This is a genomic window from Streptomyces sp. NPDC054786 (assembly GCF_053611685.1).
This window is the reverse complement of the sequence record NZ_JBSHAW010000043.1, coordinates 65,764-83,130: the sequence shown is the minus strand read 5'-3', so window position 1 is coordinate 83,130 and position 17,367 is coordinate 65,764. Positions and strand designations below refer to the sequence as shown.

Annotated in this window: 16 protein-coding genes; 9 read left to right on the top strand and 7 right to left on the bottom strand. The window is 72.7% G+C overall.

The window, feature by feature from the left end:
- Nucleotides 1–177: 177 nt before the first annotated feature.
- Nucleotides 178–1,410, bottom strand: a complete 1,233-nt coding sequence (locus tag ACWGI6_RS30655) for an MFS transporter (RefSeq protein ID WP_453270520.1) — start codon at nt 1,408–1,410, stop codon at nt 178–180.
- A 53-nt stretch (nt 1,411–1,463) separates the two neighbouring features.
- Between ACWGI6_RS30655 and ACWGI6_RS30650 the strand changes: the two genes are divergently transcribed.
- The 6 genes from ACWGI6_RS30650 to ACWGI6_RS30625 all read left to right on the top strand — a co-directional run bounded on the left by ACWGI6_RS30650 (nt 1,464) and on the right by ACWGI6_RS30625 (nt 7,619).
- The gene (locus ACWGI6_RS30650; protein WP_453270519.1) at nt 1,464–2,210 is read left to right on the top strand and encodes an AraC family transcriptional regulator; all 747 of its coding nucleotides are present in this window, start codon (nt 1,464–1,466) and stop codon (nt 2,208–2,210) included.
- 247 nt (nt 2,211–2,457) lie between these two features.
- The gene (locus ACWGI6_RS30645; protein WP_393907878.1) at nt 2,458–2,946 is read left to right on the top strand and encodes a helix-turn-helix domain-containing protein; all 489 of its coding nucleotides are present in this window, start codon (nt 2,458–2,460) and stop codon (nt 2,944–2,946) included.
- 79 nt (nt 2,947–3,025) lie between these two features.
- Complete coding sequence (locus tag ACWGI6_RS30640; protein ID WP_393907890.1) at nt 3,026–3,637, top strand: hypothetical protein; 612 nt, start codon at nt 3,026–3,028, stop codon at nt 3,635–3,637.
- Nucleotides 3,630–4,847 (top strand): MAB_1171c family putative transporter, encoded by a 1,218-nt coding sequence (locus ACWGI6_RS30635; protein WP_453270518.1) that lies wholly within the window; start codon nt 3,630–3,632, stop codon nt 4,845–4,847. Before ACWGI6_RS30640 ends, ACWGI6_RS30635 begins: the two co-directional genes overlap by 8 nt.
- A gap of 157 nt (nt 4,848–5,004) precedes the next feature.
- Complete coding sequence (locus tag ACWGI6_RS30630; protein ID WP_453270517.1) at nt 5,005–6,240, top strand: cytochrome P450 family protein; 1,236 nt, start codon at nt 5,005–5,007, stop codon at nt 6,238–6,240.
- Between the two features lie 209 nt (nt 6,241–6,449).
- Nucleotides 6,450–7,619: a D-alanyl-D-alanine carboxypeptidase family protein gene (locus tag ACWGI6_RS30625; RefSeq protein WP_453270516.1), complete on the top strand. Its 1,170-nt coding sequence runs from the start codon at nt 6,450–6,452 to the stop codon at nt 7,617–7,619.
- An 87-nt stretch (nt 7,620–7,706) separates the two neighbouring features.
- On the opposite strand, the gene ACWGI6_RS30620 is transcribed toward ACWGI6_RS30625, so the two are convergent.
- From ACWGI6_RS30620 to ACWGI6_RS30595, 6 genes are all read right to left on the bottom strand, one after another.
- The gene (locus ACWGI6_RS30620; RefSeq protein WP_453270523.1) at nt 7,707–8,357 is read right to left on the bottom strand and encodes a DUF309 domain-containing protein; all 651 of its coding nucleotides are present in this window, start codon (nt 8,355–8,357) and stop codon (nt 7,707–7,709) included.
- Between the two features lie 261 nt (nt 8,358–8,618).
- The gene (locus tag ACWGI6_RS30615; RefSeq protein ID WP_453270515.1) at nt 8,619–8,951 is read right to left on the bottom strand and encodes a DUF427 domain-containing protein; all 333 of its coding nucleotides are present in this window, start codon (nt 8,949–8,951) and stop codon (nt 8,619–8,621) included.
- Nucleotides 8,952–9,096: 145 nt separating this feature from the next.
- Nucleotides 9,097–9,579 (bottom strand): thioesterase family protein, encoded by a 483-nt coding sequence (locus ACWGI6_RS30610; RefSeq protein ID WP_453270514.1) that lies wholly within the window; start codon nt 9,577–9,579, stop codon nt 9,097–9,099.
- Nucleotides 9,576–10,544, bottom strand: coding sequence for a 3-hydroxyacyl-CoA dehydrogenase NAD-binding domain-containing protein (locus tag ACWGI6_RS30605; RefSeq protein WP_453270513.1), 969 nt, complete (start codon nt 10,542–10,544; stop codon nt 9,576–9,578). The genes ACWGI6_RS30610 and ACWGI6_RS30605 overlap by 4 nt, the downstream gene beginning before the upstream one ends.
- A gap of 48 nt (nt 10,545–10,592) precedes the next feature.
- Nucleotides 10,593–11,480 carry a 3-keto-5-aminohexanoate cleavage protein gene (locus ACWGI6_RS30600; protein WP_453270512.1) on the bottom strand — a complete coding sequence of 296 codons (888 nt, stop codon included), beginning with the start codon at nt 11,478–11,480 and terminating at the stop codon, nt 10,593–10,595.
- A gap of 61 nt (nt 11,481–11,541) precedes the next feature.
- Nucleotides 11,542–12,408, bottom strand: coding sequence for a TetR family transcriptional regulator C-terminal domain-containing protein (locus ACWGI6_RS30595; protein WP_453270511.1), 867 nt, complete (start codon nt 12,406–12,408; stop codon nt 11,542–11,544).
- 206 nt (nt 12,409–12,614) lie between these two features.
- Here ACWGI6_RS30595 and ACWGI6_RS30590 point away from each other — a divergent pair, with 206 nt between their 5' ends.
- The 3 genes from ACWGI6_RS30590 to ACWGI6_RS30580 all read left to right on the top strand — a co-directional run bounded on the left by ACWGI6_RS30590 (nt 12,615) and on the right by ACWGI6_RS30580 (nt 17,302).
- Complete coding sequence (locus ACWGI6_RS30590; RefSeq protein ID WP_453270510.1) at nt 12,615–14,678, top strand: SpoIIE family protein phosphatase; 2,064 nt, start codon at nt 12,615–12,617, stop codon at nt 14,676–14,678.
- 84 nt (nt 14,679–14,762) lie between these two features.
- Nucleotides 14,763–16,160 (top strand): glutamine synthetase family protein, encoded by a 1,398-nt coding sequence (locus tag ACWGI6_RS30585; RefSeq protein ID WP_453270509.1) that lies wholly within the window; start codon nt 14,763–14,765, stop codon nt 16,158–16,160.
- Nucleotides 16,160–17,302 (top strand): amidohydrolase family protein, encoded by a 1,143-nt coding sequence (locus ACWGI6_RS30580; RefSeq protein ID WP_453270508.1) that lies wholly within the window; start codon nt 16,160–16,162, stop codon nt 17,300–17,302. Before ACWGI6_RS30585 ends, ACWGI6_RS30580 begins: the two co-directional genes overlap by 1 nt.
- Nucleotides 17,303–17,367: the final 65 nt, after the last annotated feature.

Genomic DNA, 17,367 nt, shown 5'->3' with positions numbered 1-17,367 from the left:
AGTTCCCCTCCGCCGGCCGGCCCCGGTCGTTTGTGTGGGTGTGTGCCGGTGCCGGCCCGGCGGCTCGGAACGGCCGCCGGCCGGGCGGGGTGCCCTGGCGCGGCGTGGGCGTCGGCCGCTTGCGCGACGGCCTCGGGGAGCTGCCGTGCCCGGTCCCCGTCGGACTCCCGGTCCGTCTCAAGGGCGGGAGCCGGCCGCGGTGTTGCGCTGGGGGGCCGGTGCGGCGGCTGCGGTGGTTTCGGGCATCTCGGGTTCGTGCAGGGTACGCAGCAGCAGCCATCCCAGGGCGGGCAGCGCGATGAGCGGGGTGAGTGCGGTCTGCAGGGACGTGGCGTCGGCGGCGGCGCCGATGAGAGGGCTCGCGAGGCCGCCGACGCTGACGGTCAGGCCCAGGGTGACGCCGCTGGCGGTGCCGACGCGCCGGGGGAGGTAGTCCTGGCCGAGGGTGACGTGCAGGGAGAAGGGCACGTACAGGCCGGCCGAGGTCAGGGCGGTGAACAGGTACAGGAGTGGGCCGGGGGTCAGGACGATGCCGGCGACGGCGGGGACTGTCAGGGCGTAGGACCAGCGGACCACCTTGATGCGGCCGTAGCGGGTGGCGAGCCGGCCGCCGGCGACGGTGCCGATCGCGCCGCCGAGGTAGAGCACGAACAGGGCCGCGGTGCCCGCGAATTCTCCGCCTCCGGTGCGCTGGCGTGCGTACAGGGAGATGAAGGCGCTCAGGCCGACGAAGACGATCGAGCGGCATACGATGGCGCCGGACATCTTGAGGAAGGCCGGCCAGTCGTCCTTGCCCGCCGGGCGGGCCGCAGCGGATGCGGTGCCGGCGGCCGTGGCGGGAGGAGTGAGGGTCCGCAGTGCGGCCACGCACAGGGCGGCGCCTGCCAGGGCCGGGACGACCAGCAAGGGGGAGGCGTGCAGTCCGCCGGTGGCCATGACGGCGGAGACCATGAGTGGAGCGGCCGCGAAGCCGACGTTGCCGCCGAGGGAGAACAGGCCCATCGCGGTGTGGCTGCCGCGGCTCGCGATACGGGCGATACGGGCGGATTCGGGGTGGTAGGCCGCCACCCCGATCCCGGCGACGGCGACGACGGCGAGGGTCACTGCGTAGGAACCGCTGATGCCGCTGAGCGCGACGCCGACGCCCCCTGTCAGGGTGCTCACCGGCAGCAGCCAGGGCAACGCCCATTTGTCGGTCAGCGCGCCGAACAGCGGCTGTGCCACCGAGGAGAGCAGGGAGGCGGCCAGGACGATGCCGGAGGCCGCGGCGTAGGAATAGGCCCGCTCGGAGAGGAAGAACGGTACGAGTGCGGCCACGGCGCCCTGGTAGATGTCCACGCAGGCGTGCCCCAGGGACAGCAGTCCGATGGATTTTTTGGCGGACCGGGCCGGTGATGGGTTGGTTGACACCCCTCGATCGTCACCGTCGCCCAGGTGTCACGCTTCCGATAAAATGCCAAGGTATGTCGAATATCCGCCACACGCCTGCCGCGCCGACCCACACGCTGGCGCTGGCAGCCGGCGAACGCATCGACGCCCACCGTCATGACAACCACCAGATCGTCTACGCGGGCTCCGGCGTCCTGGCCGTCACCACCGACGCCGGCACGTGGTTCGCCCCCGGTACCCGCGCCATCTGGGTCCCGGCCGGAACCGTCCACGCCCATCGCGCCTACGGCCATCTCGACCTGCACACCCTCGGCCTGCCGGTCGGCGACAACCCCCTGCGGCTGGACGCGCCCACCGTCCTGGCCGTCAGCCCCCTCCTGCGCGAGCTGATCCTCGCCTACACCCGCGACCCCACCGACACCGGGCCCGAACGCGACCGCCTGCGCGCCGTCCTCCTCGATCAGCTCCGCGCCTCCCCCCAGCAGCCCGTACAGCTCCCCTCGCCCGCCGATCCGCGGCTGGCCGCCGCCTGCGCCCTCCTGCACCACGACCCCGCCGACCCCCGCACCCTCGCGGAGCTCGGTGCCCACACGCATACCGGGGAGCGCACCCTCAGCCGCCTCTTCCGCTCCGAACTCGGGATGACCTTTCCCCAGTGGCGGACCCAACTGCGCCTCTACCACGCCCTGAAGATGCTGGCCGACGACACCCCCGTGACCGCCGTGGCCCACCGCTGCGGATGGTCCTCCACCAGCGCCTTCATCGACGTCTTCCGCCGCGCCTACGGATACACCCCGGGCACCCATAACCGCCGCGGGTAGGGGGGCGGTTGTCCCGGCCGCCCCTGCACGACGCAAAGCCGCCCCCGTCCTCGTCGCACACCCCGACGCCGTTCCGACAGGGCGCGTCAGCCCCCGGGAGGCACCGTCACTCAACTCCCGGTTAAGCCGGGCGGTCGCTACTGTCCGTAAGTGGACTGGTGCGCCGTGTTCTCCCCGTGGCAGGATGAGGGCGGCGATGACGGTGCCTTAACTGTTCGTTGGGGTCGATCGATGGGGGACGGTGGGCATGAGCGTGGGGGGCGACGGCCGGTCCGACGAGGCGGGCAGCACGCTCGCGGAGCGGCTGAATCACCTCTTCGCGAATATGCATCCGCCGGGGGCGCCGTACACCAACGCCTATGTGGCTGACGAAATCAGCGGTGGGGACGAGGAGTACGGCGAGGTCAAGGTCACCGAGCAGTATCTGTCGATGCTGCGCAACGGCAGGCGTGCGAATCCGAGCCCGGAGCTGCTGCGCGCGCTGGCCAAGTTCTTTGCCGTACCGGTCGGTTATCTGCTGGGGGACCTCTCGCAGCCGCAGGCCGCGCGGGTGGAGGAAGAGGTCCGCTTCCTCGCCGCCATGCGGGACCAGCGGGTGCGCGCCATCGCGCTGCGCTCCGTGGGGCTGCCGCCGGAGGTGCAGGACAGTCTGACGACGATCATCTCCCAGTTCCGGCAGCAGATGAATCTGCCGGCCGATCCGCCGGAGCGGGGCGGTGACCGGCGCGGTGAGTGAGCTGACGCGGACCGCTGAGCGCGGCCAGATTTTCGCTTCCTGGCAGCGGGCCGGACACGAGGACGGGACGAGCATGCGAGTGGGGCAGATACGCAGGCGGTGCAAGCGGCTCATCAAGGAGCTGGCACTGCCCGCCACGACCGATCTGCGCGGGATGTGCGACATCGTCGCCGCGCGTGTGGCGCGGCCCGTCCATCTGGTGCCGATGAGCCTGGGCGGGGTGGTCTCGGGGATGACGGCCGTCACCGACGACGACTACTGGGTCTTCTACGAGCTCAAGACCTCACCCTGGCACCAGGCCCACATCGTGCTGCACGAACTGAGCCATCTCCTTCTGGGGCACGGCCAGGATCCGGCGGTCACCGAGGATGCGCTGAAGCTGTGGACGCCCTCGGTCGATGTGGCGACGGCCATGCGGCGCATGGGCCTGACCATGGGCTTCGCCCGGCACCACGGCTATGACAACCTCGCCGAGCGGGAGACCGAAGTGCTCGGCACGCTGCTCATGGAACGGGTGGCGCCGTCCGCGGGCGAGCGTGAACTCCCCCTGGAGGGACAGGCGGCCGAGCTGGCGGCGGCGCTCGGGCCCGCGCTCCAGCACCTCCGGCGACGCCAGGAGACGCCGTCCGGCGGCGAGGGTTCCGACGGCGTCGGTGCGGGCGCGGCGGGGGACGGGGGCCCGCGTGTTTGACGTCATCTATCTGTCGTTCGGCGTGGCCGCCTGGGCGATCGTCGGGTACAAGTCCCTTGCCTGGTTCCGCGACCGCAGCAATGCGGACCTGGGGCTGGCCTGTGTGATGACCGGTGGTGTGGCCACGGTCTTCCTCTTCTCCGCGCCGAGCGTCTACCGCGCCTTCGACCGGCTGACGGGCGTGGCCAACCTCGCCATGGTCTTCCTCTACTCCTCCGTCGTGGTGTTCGCCGCGGGCGCGTTGGTGCTGCTGCTGCGCTGGACGGCGGGCGAGGGCGCGGCCGCGCGGGCCCGTGCGCGGGTCAGGGCGCGGGGCGCCGTCGGGAGTGTGGCCGCGCTGTGGGCGGTGGCGATCACCGGGTTCGTGCTCGGCAGGCCGGACGCGGTCGAGCACCCCCGCGACTTCAGCACCGCGTACACGGACTCGCCCGGAGTCATGCTCTTCCTGGTGCTGTATCTGGCCATCTTCGGAATGAGCTCCGCGGCCCTGGGGACGCTGTGCCCGCGGCTCGCCGCCCGGCTCGGCAGGACGTATCTGGCGCGCGGTCTGCGGCTGCTGGCCGCGGGCTGCTGGCTCGGCCTGGGCTACTGCGGCTGCAAGGTCATCGGCTTCGTCCTGTCCTGGGCGGGCCACCCGGCGCCCTGGCTCTCCAACGGTGTGGCGCCGCTGAGCGCCTCGGTCGCGGCGCTCATGGTCCTCGCCGGATTCGCGCTGCCGGCGGCCGGTCCCCGGGTCGCCGCCTGGCGCCGGCTGCGCCGTCTCTCCCCGCTCTGGCGGACCGTCACCGCCCACTCCCCGGAGGTCACGATGGAGGCCTCGGCGTGGTCCGTACGGTGGCCGTTCGCGGATCTGGAGTGGCGGGCCAACCGGCAGATGGCCGAGATCCGTGACATACAGCGCGGCATCCGCCGCCATGTCGAGTCCGACGCCGTCGACATCGCCCGTGAGCGGGCCCGCGCGGTCGCCCTGGACGACCGGCAGTTGGCGGCCGTCGCGGAGGCCGCCGCACTCCGCCGTGGTCTGGAGAACCGTGCGGTGGGCCATGTCCCCGCCCACGGGGCCGACAGCGTGGTGGTCTCCAGCGGCACGGCGGCCGAACTCGGCGCGGAGTACGAGCACTTGGCGCTGGTCGCGGATGTCTACCACTCGCCGTTGATCGCGACCGTGCTCACCGAGCTGCGCCAGCGAAGCTCGGTGGTGCGCGGCTGAGGAACAACCACAGAGACGGGGTGGCCCGGCACGGGGGTCCGGGCCGCCCGACCCCACAGGCGGCACCGGTCCGACGGACCGGTGCCGCCGTCGTCAGATGGCGTGCGAGGGCCGGGAGTCGGGCGGGCGGGCCCCGGCCGGCCCTAAGGTCGGGATCATGCAGAACACCGCCGATACCGGCTCCGACGCCCCCATCGACGTGACGCCCCTCCTCGACGATCCGTACACCGCCTACGCCGCGCTGCGCGAAGCCGGCCCGGTGCACCGGATCACCGGCGCCGACGGCCACCCCGCCTGGCTCGTCACCCGCTACGACGACGTCCGTCGCGCCCTCGCCGACCCCCGGCTCTCGCTGGACAAGCGCCATGCCGCGCCCGGCGGCTACCGCGGGTTCTCGCTGCCGCCCGCGCTGGACGCCAATCTGCTGAACATGGATCCACCGGACCACACACGGATCCGCCGCCTGGTGGCCAAGGCCTTCACCCCGGGCCGGGTCGAGGCGCTGCGGGCGCCCGTACGGCAGGTCGCCGACGAGCTGCTGGACGCGATGGCGGAGCGCGGCCGTGCGGATCTGATGGCCGACTACGCGGGTCCGCTGCCGATCACCGTGATCTACGATCTGCTCGGCATCCCGCACAGCGACCGCCGCGACTTCCTGGCCTGGTCGAACGCGCTCATCACACCGGATCCGAGCCGGCCGGAGCTGATGAAGGAGGCGATCGGGGCGATGCTGGAGTTCTTCACCGGCCTGATCGCGGCCAAGCGTGCGGAGCCGGGCGATGATCTGTTCTCGGACCTGATCGCGGTACGCGACGACCAGGCCGGTGGCGAGGGCGACGGGGAGGGCGGCGGGCGGCTCACCGAGGACGAACTGACCTCGCTCGCCTTCCTCCTCCTCTTCGCCGGGTACGAGAACAGCGTCCACCTCATCGGCAATGCCGTGCTCGCCCTGCTCGACCATCCTGACCAGCTCCGCCAGTTGCAGCGGAATCCGGCCGAACTGCCCACCGCTGTGGAGGAGTTCCTCCGCTACGACGGCCCCTCCCCGGTGGCTATCCGTCGCTTCCCCAAGCAGGACCTGGAGATCGGTGGCGTACGGATCGCGGCCGGGGAGAGCGTGCTGCTGTCGATAGCGTCCGCGAACCGCGACCCGGCGCGCTTTGCCGATCCGGACACTTTCGACCGCGGCCGGGACCTCTCGGGGCACCTCGCACTGGGGCACGGCATCCACTACTGCCTCGGTGCCCCGCTGGCCCGTATGGAGGCCGTCATCGCGCTGGATGCGCTCCTCAGCCGCTTCCCGGGGCTGCGGCTGGACGTCCCGCGTGGTGAATTGCGGCACCGTCGGGCGCTGCGGGCACGTGGCCTGATTTCGCTCCCCGTCGCCTGGTAGACGGCAAACGAACAAGTTTTTGAGGCATAACTGTTCGCTCATGCGGTAGAAAGGTCTCTGAGACCCGCCCGGTGTGCATCCCCCGTCGCACCGGGCGGGTCCTTCTTTGCACCGGTTGCAGTTGCGACACGCCGGGTGCGCGGCAACCCTCATGGTCCGTCTGGCTCAACTGCGCTGCGGGTAGCGGCACCGCTTCTTAGCGTGACGGCATGGCAATTGACGCGCGTGTGTCCAAGAAGGCAGCGGCGATGACGCTGATCGCCGTCGCCGGTGTGTCGCTGACGTCCATACCGGCCGCGGCCGGCGGCTCGACGGCCCGTCAGCCCGCCGCAGCCCGTGCCGGTGTGCAGGTCCCCGCCGCCCCCGGCATACCGAGGCTGCCCGGCGGTCTGTCCGCCCTGTCCTGGATAGTGGCCGACGCGGACACCGGCAGCGTGCTGGCCGCGAAGAACCCGCACCGCAGGCTCGCCCCGGCCAGCACCCTCAAAACGCTGTTCGCGGTCACCGTCCTGCCGAAGTTCTCGGCGGGCACCGTGCGCCGGGTCAGCTCGACGGATCTCGCGGGCGTCGGGGCCGGCAGCAGCGTCGTCGGGGTCCGGCAGGGCGGCCGTTACACCGTCGCCGACCTGTGGCGCGGGGTCTTCCTCCGTTCCGGCAACGATGCCGTGCATGTGCTGGCCGCGATGAACGGCGGCTGGCGGAACACCGCGCAGGAGATGCAGGAGACCGCCCGCAAACTCGGAGCGCGCAACACCACCGTCAAGTCCCCGGACGGTTATGACGCGCCCGGCCAGGTGTCCTCCGCGTACGACCTGACCGTCTTCGCCCGTGCCGGACTCGCCAACGACGACTTCGCCCGCTACTGCGCCACCGCCCGCGCCGCGTTCCCCGGCACCGGCGGCACCACCCAGATCGAGAACACCAACCGCCTGCTGGTGGGCTCGCACGGGCTGTCCCGCTACCCCGGCATCATCGGCGTCAAGAACGGCTACACGACCAAGGCGGGCAACACCCTGATCGCCGCCGCCCGGCGGAACGGCCGCACCCTGATCGTCACCGTGCTGAACCCGCAGTCGAACGAGAACAACGCCGTCTACAAGGAAGCCGGTTCGCTGCTGGACTGGGGCTTCGACACCGACGGCAGTGCCCAGCCGGTGGGCACGCTGCACGCCGTCCGCACCTCCTATCACGGCGGTACCGCGTTCCGCCCGGTGGCCGCCCACGTCACCGAGGCCGAAGCACGCGGCGGTTCCCCCTGGCGCTCCACCCTCGTCCTGGGGGCGGGCGGCGCCGGCGTCGCGGCGATCGGGCTGGGCGCCCTGCTCGCCCGGTGGCGGCAGGCACGCGGGCGCGGCGGGCACGGGGGAGGCACGGCGTAGCCCCGGGGGCCGGTGGCTGAGGGCCCGGTTGGCCCGTGGCCTACGGCAGAGAGGCGGCGGCTCCGCTCGTCCCGGCGGAGCCCGGCGTCATCCGCCGGCCCTGGGGCGGTCGCCGGTCCCGTCCCCGATGGGCCGGTCGCCGGTCCCGTCCCCGGTGGCCCGCAGCCGGGGCGCGGTCTCCGCCGCCGGTACGGCCCCGGTGCCGGTGAGACGCCCGGTCAGCTCCCCGGCCCAGGACATCAGTCCCGCGATATCGATCCCGTGGGGGGCGCCATCCGCATACGGCGCGATGGCCGCCGTACCCCGTTCGAGCAGCGCCGTACCGCCCACGGTATTGCCGCGCGCCGCATGGGTGAGTCCCACCGCGAGCTGGGCGAGCCCGCGCCACAGCTCCCGCTCCGCCTCCGGCGCGGCCTTCCAGGCGTCCTCCAGCACCTCATGGGCGTGGAACGGCATCCCGTCGTCGAGCAGCCGCTGCGCCTCGGCCAGCGACTGTGCAGGCGTACGGGGCACCCCCTCCGGCTGCCGTGCCACCCCCGGGGAGCCGTACGGCAGCGGACGGCCGAGACCGTCGCGCGGACGGGCGTTGCGGGCCCGGCCCTCCTCGTCGCGGTCCCGGCGTGCGGCCCGCCGGCCGTCGGCCGATGCTGGTGCCCCGCTCGGCTCCTCCCCCGCGGTCGTCTCCTCCGGCCCGGCGCCGCAGTGCTCGCAGACCGCGCCGCGGGGCCGCTCCCGGATCCGGCCGCAGGCCGCACACACCTGGTCCAGCCAGCAGGCCGGGTCGCCGCCCTCGTCGCGCGCGGGAGGCACGCCGGGCTCGCGGGAGGTGCCGGGCTCGTCCTGGGGTCGCTCCGCGTCGTTCACCCTTCGATTGTGCGCTGTGCGGGTGCCTCGCGTCGGAGGAGGGGGTGCACGCCCCTACGGCGGGGCAACGTGCCCAGCCCGTGACTCCGCGGCCCGCTGTTCCCGGGGCCTGGGCGGCCGTCGCTCCCCGGTCAGTCAGTCCGGGTCGACCTCGTAGAAGCAGAAGTGGTCCTTGATCTGCGCCACCTCGGGATGCGGCTCGGGGTAGGCCCACGTGATGTCCTCCGGCCCGCCGGGAAGCGACCAGTAGGAGGCGGTGCCCTTGAAGGGGCAGACGGTGTGTGTCTCGGACGGCGTCAGCAGCTCGGTGCGGACGTCCTCGGGCGGGAGGTAGTAGCGCACGGGGTAGCCGGTCTCGTGGAGGAGGAGCGGGCGGTGGGTGTCGGCCAGCAGCCGCCCGTCGATCGTGACGCGGACGTGGTCGGTGCCCTGCTTGACCTCGATGTGATGGCCCTTGGTGGCGGTCATGGTCGCTTCCCCTCGGTGAGTGGTGAAGATCCTCGCTCCTTCCAGGATGGCACCGGGACCACGCGGACGGCCCGGCCGATGGGCGGCATGGCCGACGGGAGGCACGGCCGGGTCCGGAGCGACGCCCCGGCCGCGCCTGCGGTCCTCACCGGTGCGGCTGCACCTCCCGGATCCCGTTGCCCGCCCACGGGGGTGCCGGGGCAAGGAGCCCCGCGAAGTACTCCCGGCTCGCTTCGGGCAGTGGTGCCGCGCGCCCGGAGGCCTGGTCGACGTGCAGGGTGAACAGCTCCTCGGTGGCCACCGGGGAGCCGGACGGTGTGCCGGCGAACATCTCGTGGAGGACGCGCAGTTTCTTGCGGTCGACGCCCAACACGGTCGTACGGACGGTGAGTTCGCTGTCGCGGGCGACCTCGTGGAGATAGCGGACGTGGGCCTCGACCGTGTACAGGGAGCACCCGGTGCCCTCGCGGTAGGCCGCGTCGAGTCCGGCCGCGTCCATCAGGGCGTCGGTGGCGAAGCCGAAGATCAGGACGTAGTAGGCCTCGCTGAGGTGGCCGTTGTAGTCGATCCAGTCGTCCTGGACGGTCTGGTGGAAGAGGGGGAGCCCGCTCGGCGGGTGGCCGGTCATCGCGTGTTCCCCAGCCGGCCCGTGGCGCGGAGGACGTCGATGACGCCCTGGTCGCGTTCGGCGACCAGGTCCGCGTACGTACGGTCGCCCGCCGCGTCAGCGCAGCCGTCGACCATGGCATCGCGCAGCTCGCGGTCGAGTTCGGGCGCCGCCAGCCGGGTCCACGGCGACTTCAGGGACGGGCCGAAATGGTCGAGCATATGGGCCATACCGCCCTCGCCGCCGGCCAGCGCGAAGGTCAGGCAGGGGCCCATGAACGCCCAGCGCAGCCCCGGGCCTTCGGTGATCGAGGCGTCGATGTCCTCGACCGAGGCCTCGCCGTTGGCGACCATGTGCAGTGCCTCGCGCCAGAGGGCCTCCTGGAGGCGGTTGGCGATGAAGCCGGGCAGCTCGCGGTCCATGGTGATCACGGACTTGCCCGCCACGTCGTAGAAGCGCGCGGCCCAGGTGACGGCCTCGCGGTCGGTCTTCTCGCCGCCGACGACCTCGACCAGCGGGATGAGGTACGGCGGGTTGAAGGGGTGGCCGACGACCAGGCGGCCGGCGTCCTCGGCCGCCGTCTGCATATCGGTCATCGGGTAGCCGGAGGTGGAGGAGGCGATGACCACGCCCGGACGGGTCGCGGCGGCGAGCTCGGCGAGCAGGGCGCGCTTCAACTCCAGCTTCTCGGGGGCGCTTTCCTGGACGAAGTCGGCGTCGGCGACCGCCTCGGCGAGGGTGGGGGCGATCGTCAGCCGGTCCTGCGAGGCGCCGTCGGCCAGGCCTATCTGTTCCAGCGCGGGCCAGGCGGCACCTACCAGGCGGCGGAGCTTCTCCTCGGCGTCGGCGGCCGGGTCCCAGGCGGTGACGTCGTAGCCGCGGGCGAGGAAGTGGGCGACCCAGCCGCCGCCGATCACTCCGGCGCCGATACAGGCGATACGGCGTACGTCCTCAGGGGCACAGGGGGCAGGGGTGGTTTCAGGCATGGGGGAGCGGCTCCTGGTGGAGAGGAGGGAAGGAGAGCGAGGAGGTGGTCAGGCGCGCGGCTTCAGGCCCAGCCGGGCACGTGCCTGGTCGGGGGTGGCGACCGTGGCGCCGAGCAACTCGGTGATCCGGACGGCGCGTTCGACGAGCTGGCCGTTGGTGGCCTTGACGCCCTTGCCGAGGTAGAGGTTGTCCTCCAGGCCGACCCGTACATTGCCGCCGAGGAGGATCGACTGGGCGACCCACGGCATCTGCATGCGGCCGAGCGCGAAGCTCGCCCACTCGGCGCCCTCGGGCAGCATGTTCACCATCGACTGCAGGACGCCCGGGTCGGCCGGCGCGCCCCACGGGATGCCCATGCACAGCTGGAAGATCGTCGGGTCGTCCAGCAGCCCCTCGGCCAGCAGCTGCTTGGCGAACCACAGCTGACCGGTGTCGAAGATCTCCAGCTCGGGCCGTACCCCGAGCTCCTGGATGCGCCGGGCGCCCACCCGCAGCATGTCGGGGGTGGAGACATAGAGGTTGGAGCCGTCACCGAAGTTGAGGGAGCCGCAGTCCAGGGTGCAGATGTCGGGCAGCAGTTCCTCGACGTGCGGCAGCCGCTCCAGGCCGCTCACCAGGTCCGTACCGGGCAGCTGCCGGAGCGGCTGCTCGGGGTCGATCACCAGGTCGCCGCCCATGCCCGCGGTGAGGTTGATGACGACGTCGGTGCCGGTCTCCTTGATCCGCTCGACGACCTCGGCGTACAGCCGCGGGTCGCGCGACGGGTCGCCGGTCTCCGGGTCGCGTACGTGGATGTGCACCACCGCGGCGCCCGCGGACGCCGCCTCGACGGCCGACGTGGCGATCTGCTCGGGCGTCACGGGGACGTGCGGCGAGCGTCGGACGGTGTCGCCGGCGCCGGTGAGCGCGCAGGTGATGATGACCTCGTTGTTCACGGGGGATCCCTTCGGTGGGTGTCGTGCCTCGGGGCGGGGGAGCGGTGGGGGAGCGGCGGCCTCAGCCGGCGGAGGCGGTGAGTTCGCTGTCCACGAAGGCCAGCAGCGCGGAGTGCATCGTGTCGGGGCCGGTGCTGTCCGGGGCGGTGGCCAGCACCTGTGTGGCCAGGCCGTCGATCAGGGCGGTCAGCCGCAGAGCGGCGAACTCCGGATCGACGGCGCGGAAGACGCCCTGGTCGACGCCGCGGCGTACGACCTCGGCGACGGTGGTGCGCCACTGCCGGTAGTAGTGCTCGTGCAGCCGCCCCACGGCGGTGGAGCGGGCGGCCTGGGCCCATAGATCGAGCCAGACCAGCCACTGCCGGCGCTGCTGCTCGGTGCGCGGCGTCTGCAGCGCGATCAGATGCAGCAGCTCGCCGCGGGCGTCGGGGGCCGCGGCCAGGCCGGCGGCGCGGCGTTCGGTGTCCTCGTCCATGCACCAGCGCACGGCCGCTTCCAGCAGCTCGTCGCGGCCGGGGAAGTGGTAGTGCACGGCGGCCGGGCTGGTGCCGCAGGCGGCCGCGATATCGGCGACGCGTACGCCGTGGAAGCCGTGCTCGGCGATCAGCCGGACGGTTTCCCGCACGATCTGCAGTGGCCGGCCGCCCTCGGGCACGGCCACCGGCTCGCGGCCGGGCGGCGCCGCTGGCCGCTCGGGGGCGCCGAGCAGCCAGCCCGTGTCGACCTCGCCGATATCGGCGACACGGACGATCTCGGCCAGGGTGAAACGCCGGGTGCCCCCCAGTGACCTGGACAGTTTCGAGGGGTCCATCACGATCCGGCGGGCGAATTCGCGGTGGCTGCAGCCGAGCCGGTCGATCACCTGACGGACACGTTCCGTGACATCTCCGGCGTCTTCGGCGATCCGGGCTTCGGGGGCGTCCTTCATGGTCCGGGACCGTAACAGCGTGTTGAGAACATCGCAACGGTCGGGCGGTGGTGAAGTCGCCTATATGCCTGTTCTGATGGGTTTTGTGGGAGGGCGTTGCGGGGTGACTGATGCATGAGTCAGTGTTATGGCCGGTGATGTCGAGGAGAAGGCGGGGGAGGGGGCTGGACACGCCGCAATCCGGGTGAATGTGGCAAAGTGACGACATGGCTGACCGGGGAGCGAAGCGGCCCACCGTGTCGGTGCCGGACGACTGGCCCGCCCACCCGGACCTGACCCTGGCCCTCAACCGCATGGGCGGCTTCGACTGGGACCTCGACAGCGGGCTGATGCACATGGACCCGCCCGCCCTCGAGGTGTTCGACATGCTTCCGGCGGAGTACGACGACCGTCCGGCCACGCTCGGCTGTCGCGTCCCGGCCCATGAGGCGGCCCGGCTGGACGCGCTGGTCGCGCGGGCACTCAAGGACGGCAGCGATTCCTACGGCGCCTACTTCCGGGTGCGGCTGCGCGACGGCGAGCTGCGCTGGACCCACAGCCAGGGCAGCATCCGCCGGGACGGCACCGGCAGGCCCCGCCGCATCATCGGGGTGGTCCGCGACGCCAGCCACGAATACACCCACGCGGCGGAGCGGCTCGCGGTCGATGAGGAGCGCCGCCGGCACACCAGCGTCGTCGAGCGCACCACCGCAGCCCTGGCACACGCCCGCACGGTCGGCGAAGTGATCGCGGTGCTCGCCGATGAGCAGGGGCTGAGCCGGCTGGGTGCGGAGAACGTGATCCTGGGGCTGGTCGAGGCGGGACGTATCCGGCTGATCTCCGAGGGCAAGGCGGGCAGCTATGTACCCGACCTGGAGTACACACGGGTGGGCGACGAATTCCCGATGAGCGAAGTGGTCCGCACCCTCACTCCCCGTTACGTGCGCAGCCGCGCGGAATTCAAGCGCGATTACCCCCGGCTGTGGCCGGCCATCGAACCGCTGAACGTCCACTCCGCCGCCTATCTGCCGCTGATCGCGCAGGGCCGCCCGATCGCCGTGATCGGCCTCTTCTTCGAGCGGGAGAGCGAGTTCCGCGACCAGGAGCGCAACGTCCTGGTGGCGCTCGGCAGCAGCATCGCGCAGAGCCTGGCCCGCGCCATGCTCTACGACCAGGAACACGATCTCGCCGCGGGCCTCCAGCAGGCCATGCTGCCGCGCCGGATCCCCGGCGTCGCCGGTGCGCAGATCGCCGTCCGCTACCGCTCCGCCCGGATGGGCCGGGACATCGGCGGCGACTGGTACGACGTGATTCCGCTGCCCGACGGCCGGGTCGCCGCCGTCATCGGCGACGTCCAGGGCCATGACACCCAGGCCGCGGCGCTCATGGGCCAGCTGCGGATCGTGCTGCGCGCCTACGCCGCGGAAGGGCACGCCCCGGCCACCGTCATGGCCCGCGCCTCCGCCTTCCTCAACGAGCTCGACACCGACCGCTTCGCGACCTGCATCTACGTCGACGCCGATCTGAGCACCGGCGCGGCCCGGATCGTCCGGGCCGGCCATATCGACCCGCTGCTGCGGCACGTCGAGGGCATCTGCCGCAGGCTGCCGGTGGCCGGCGGGCTGCCGCTCGGTATCTCCTCCGAATTCCGGCGGCTCGACTACCCGGTCACCACCGTCCTGCTCGCCCCCGGCGACACCCTGCTGCTGTGCACCGACGGCATCGTCGAACAGCCCGGCACCGACCTCGACGACGGGATGCGCCAGTTGGCCCGGGAGGTACGCCAGGGCCCCCAGGACGTCCAGCAACTCGCCGACCGCCTCTGCGAGTCGGCGGACGAGCGGACCGGCGAGGACGATATGGCGCTGCTCCTGATGCGCCGCCTCGGCGCGCCCGAGCACGACACCGTCGGACGGTTCCGCCAGCACATCGCGCCCGCCGACCCCGAGGGCCTGTCCGCCGCCCGGCACATGATCCGGGCCGCGGTACGCGCCTGGGGCGCCGCGGAGCGTGCCGAGGAGATCGAGCTGGTCGCCGACGAGCTGATCACCAATGCGCTGCTGCACACCGACGGCGAGGCCGTGGTCAACATCCGGATGCCGCACAGCGTCGGGCGGCTGCTGCGACTGGAGGTCGAGGACCACTCCAGCAGTCTGCCGCGGCGCCGCGAGCCGGGTGAGGCCGGTGTCTCCGGCCGCGGTCTGCTGCTCGTGGACCGCCTGGCCGACGTGTGGGGTGTGGAACCGCGGGGCAGCGGAAAGTGCGTATGGTGCGAGTTCAATTGCTCCTGACCGGGGAGGCATCGAGCCGCACCGGCACGGGCAGACAGCGGGAACGGGCGCCGAGGCATCGGCACGGTCAGTGAGGACGGTTGTATGGGATCGCGGGCTGCGGAACAGCGCCAGGAAGCCCGCCAGTTGGCGGCACGCCTGTCGGCGGAAGGCGTCCGGAATGTGGCGCTGACCTGGGTGGACAATGCGGGTGTCACCCGCGCCAAGACCGTTCCGGCCGAACGGCTCGCGGCCGCGGCGGAACGCGGCATCGGGATGTCGCCCGTCTTCGACGTGTTCACCTCCGACGACGCCATCACCGCATCCGAGCACCTCGGCGGGCCCGACGGGGACCTGCGGCTCTTTCCCGACCTCGACCGGGTCACCACGCTCGCCGCACAGCCCGGCTGGGCCTGGGCGCCGGCGGACCGCTACGACCAGCTCGGCCTGCCGCACCCCGCCTGTCAGCGGCAGTTCGCCCGGCGGATGACGGAACGGGCGGCCGCGGCCGGCCTGGAACTGCGGATGGGCTTCGAAACCGAGTGGGTGGTCACCCGCGCCCCGGCGGGGCACCCGGCCGTCACCGACGCGGACGAGCCGCTCGACTACCCCTGCGCAGGCCCCGCGTACGGCATGACCCGGGTCGTCGAACTCTCCGACTACCTCCGCGATGTCACCGAGGCGCTGAGCGTCCAGGGCCTGGACGTCCTCCAGCTCCACCCCGAGTACGCCCCGGGCCAGTTCGAGGTCACCACCGCCCCGGGCGATCCGGTCCGCGCCGCCGACGATGTGGTGCTGGTGCGCGAGACCATCCGCGCCCTCTCCGCCCGGCACGGGCTGCGCGCCTCCTTCGCCCCGTCGGTCGTCGCCGGAGAGGTCGGCAACGGCTGCCACCTGCACCTCAGCCTGTCCCGCGACGGCACGAGCCTGCACCGCACTCCCGACGCCCCATGGGGCCTGGCGCCGGACGCGGCGGCCTTCCTCGGCGGCATCCTCGGCGCCCTGCCCGCGCTGCTCGCCATCGGCTGCCCCTCACCGGCCAGTTATCTGCGGCTGCAGCCCTCCCACTGGGCCGGCGTCTATCAGTGCTGGGGCGTGGAGAACCGGGAGGCGGCGCTCCGTCTGATCACCGGCGCACCCGACGACCCGGACGGCGGCCACGCCGAGGTCAAGACCTTCGACGCCGCCGCCAATCCCTACCTCGCGGTCGGCGCGGTCCTCGCCGCCGGACTGCACGGCATCGAGTCCGCGACCCAGCTGCCGGAACCGCAGACCGGCGACCCGGGCGTGCTCGGCGTCCGCGAGCGCGCCCGGCGCGGCATCGTCCGGCTGCCCGCCACCCTCACCGAGGCGGCCGACCGGCTGGAGAAGTCGGCACCGCTGTACGAGGCGATGGGCGAGGTGCTGCACGGCGCGGTGCTTGCCGTCCGCCGTGCGGAGGAGGCCCACTTCGCCGAGAGCGAGGACGACGCGATCGCCGCCGCCACCCGCTGGCGCTGGTGATGCCCGCGGACGTCCCGGGAAGCGTCCCCGGCGCCGGCGACGGCCTGCCGCCGCTGGTGGACCACCACTGCCACGGAGTGCTCCGGCGCCTACCGGACCCCGGGACGTTCGCCGGGTATCTCACCGAATCGGACCGGCCGCCCGCGGCGGGCACCACCTTCTTCGACACCCAGGCCGGCTTCGCGGTACGCCGCTGGTGCCCGCCGCTGCTCGACCTGCCGGCGCACTGCCCGCCCGACCGCTATCTGGCCCGCCGCGGCGAACTGGGCCCGGACGAGACCCGGCGCCGTCTGCTGCGTGCCACCGGCATCGGCGCCTACCTCCTGGACACCGGGCTGCCCGGCGACCTGACGGGCCCGGCCGAGACCGCCCAGGACGGTGGCGGCGCCGGGTTCGAGGTCGTACGCCTGGAGCGGCTGGCCGAGCTGACCGCGGCGGCCGTGGGCGACGCCGAGGAGTTCACCGACGCCGTCGCCCGCGCGGTCCGGGACGCCGCGCGCACCGCCGTCGCCTTCAAATCGGTCGCCGCCTATCGCCACGGCCTCGCCCTGGATCCCGCGCCGCCCGCCCCCGGCGCGGTGCACACCGCCGCCCGCTCCTGGCTGGCCGCGGGCGCGCCCCGGCTCACCGACCCGGTCCTGCTGCGCCATCTCATCGAGCTGGCCGTGGCCACCGGACGCCCCCTCCAGCTCCACACCGGCTTCGGCGACCCCGACCTCCGGCTCGACCACGCCGACCCGGCGCTGCTGACCGACCTGGTCCGGGCCACCGCCGACACCGGCACGGACCTCGTGCTGCTGCACTGCTACCCGTACCACCGCCAGGCCGCCTACCTGGCGAGCGCCTTCCCGCACGTCTACGCCGACATCGGGCTGACGCTCACCCACACCGGCCCGCGCGCCGCGGCGGTGCTCGCCGAATTCCTGGAGCTGGCGCCGTTCGGCAAACTGCTCTTCTCCACCGATGCCTACGGCCTTCCGGAGCTGTATGTCGTCGGCAGCGCACTCTTCCGGACCGCGTTGGCGACCGTCCTCGGCGACTGGACGGCCTCCGGGGCATGGTCGGCCGAGGACGCCCGGCGGGTCGGCGCGATGATCGCCGCGGACAATGCCCGCAGGGTCTACGGCCTTCCGGACAGCTGACCGGTCCCGCGGGGAGCGGACGCGCCCACTACGGCCGTACGTACCGAACGCCCGCACGTAAGGGG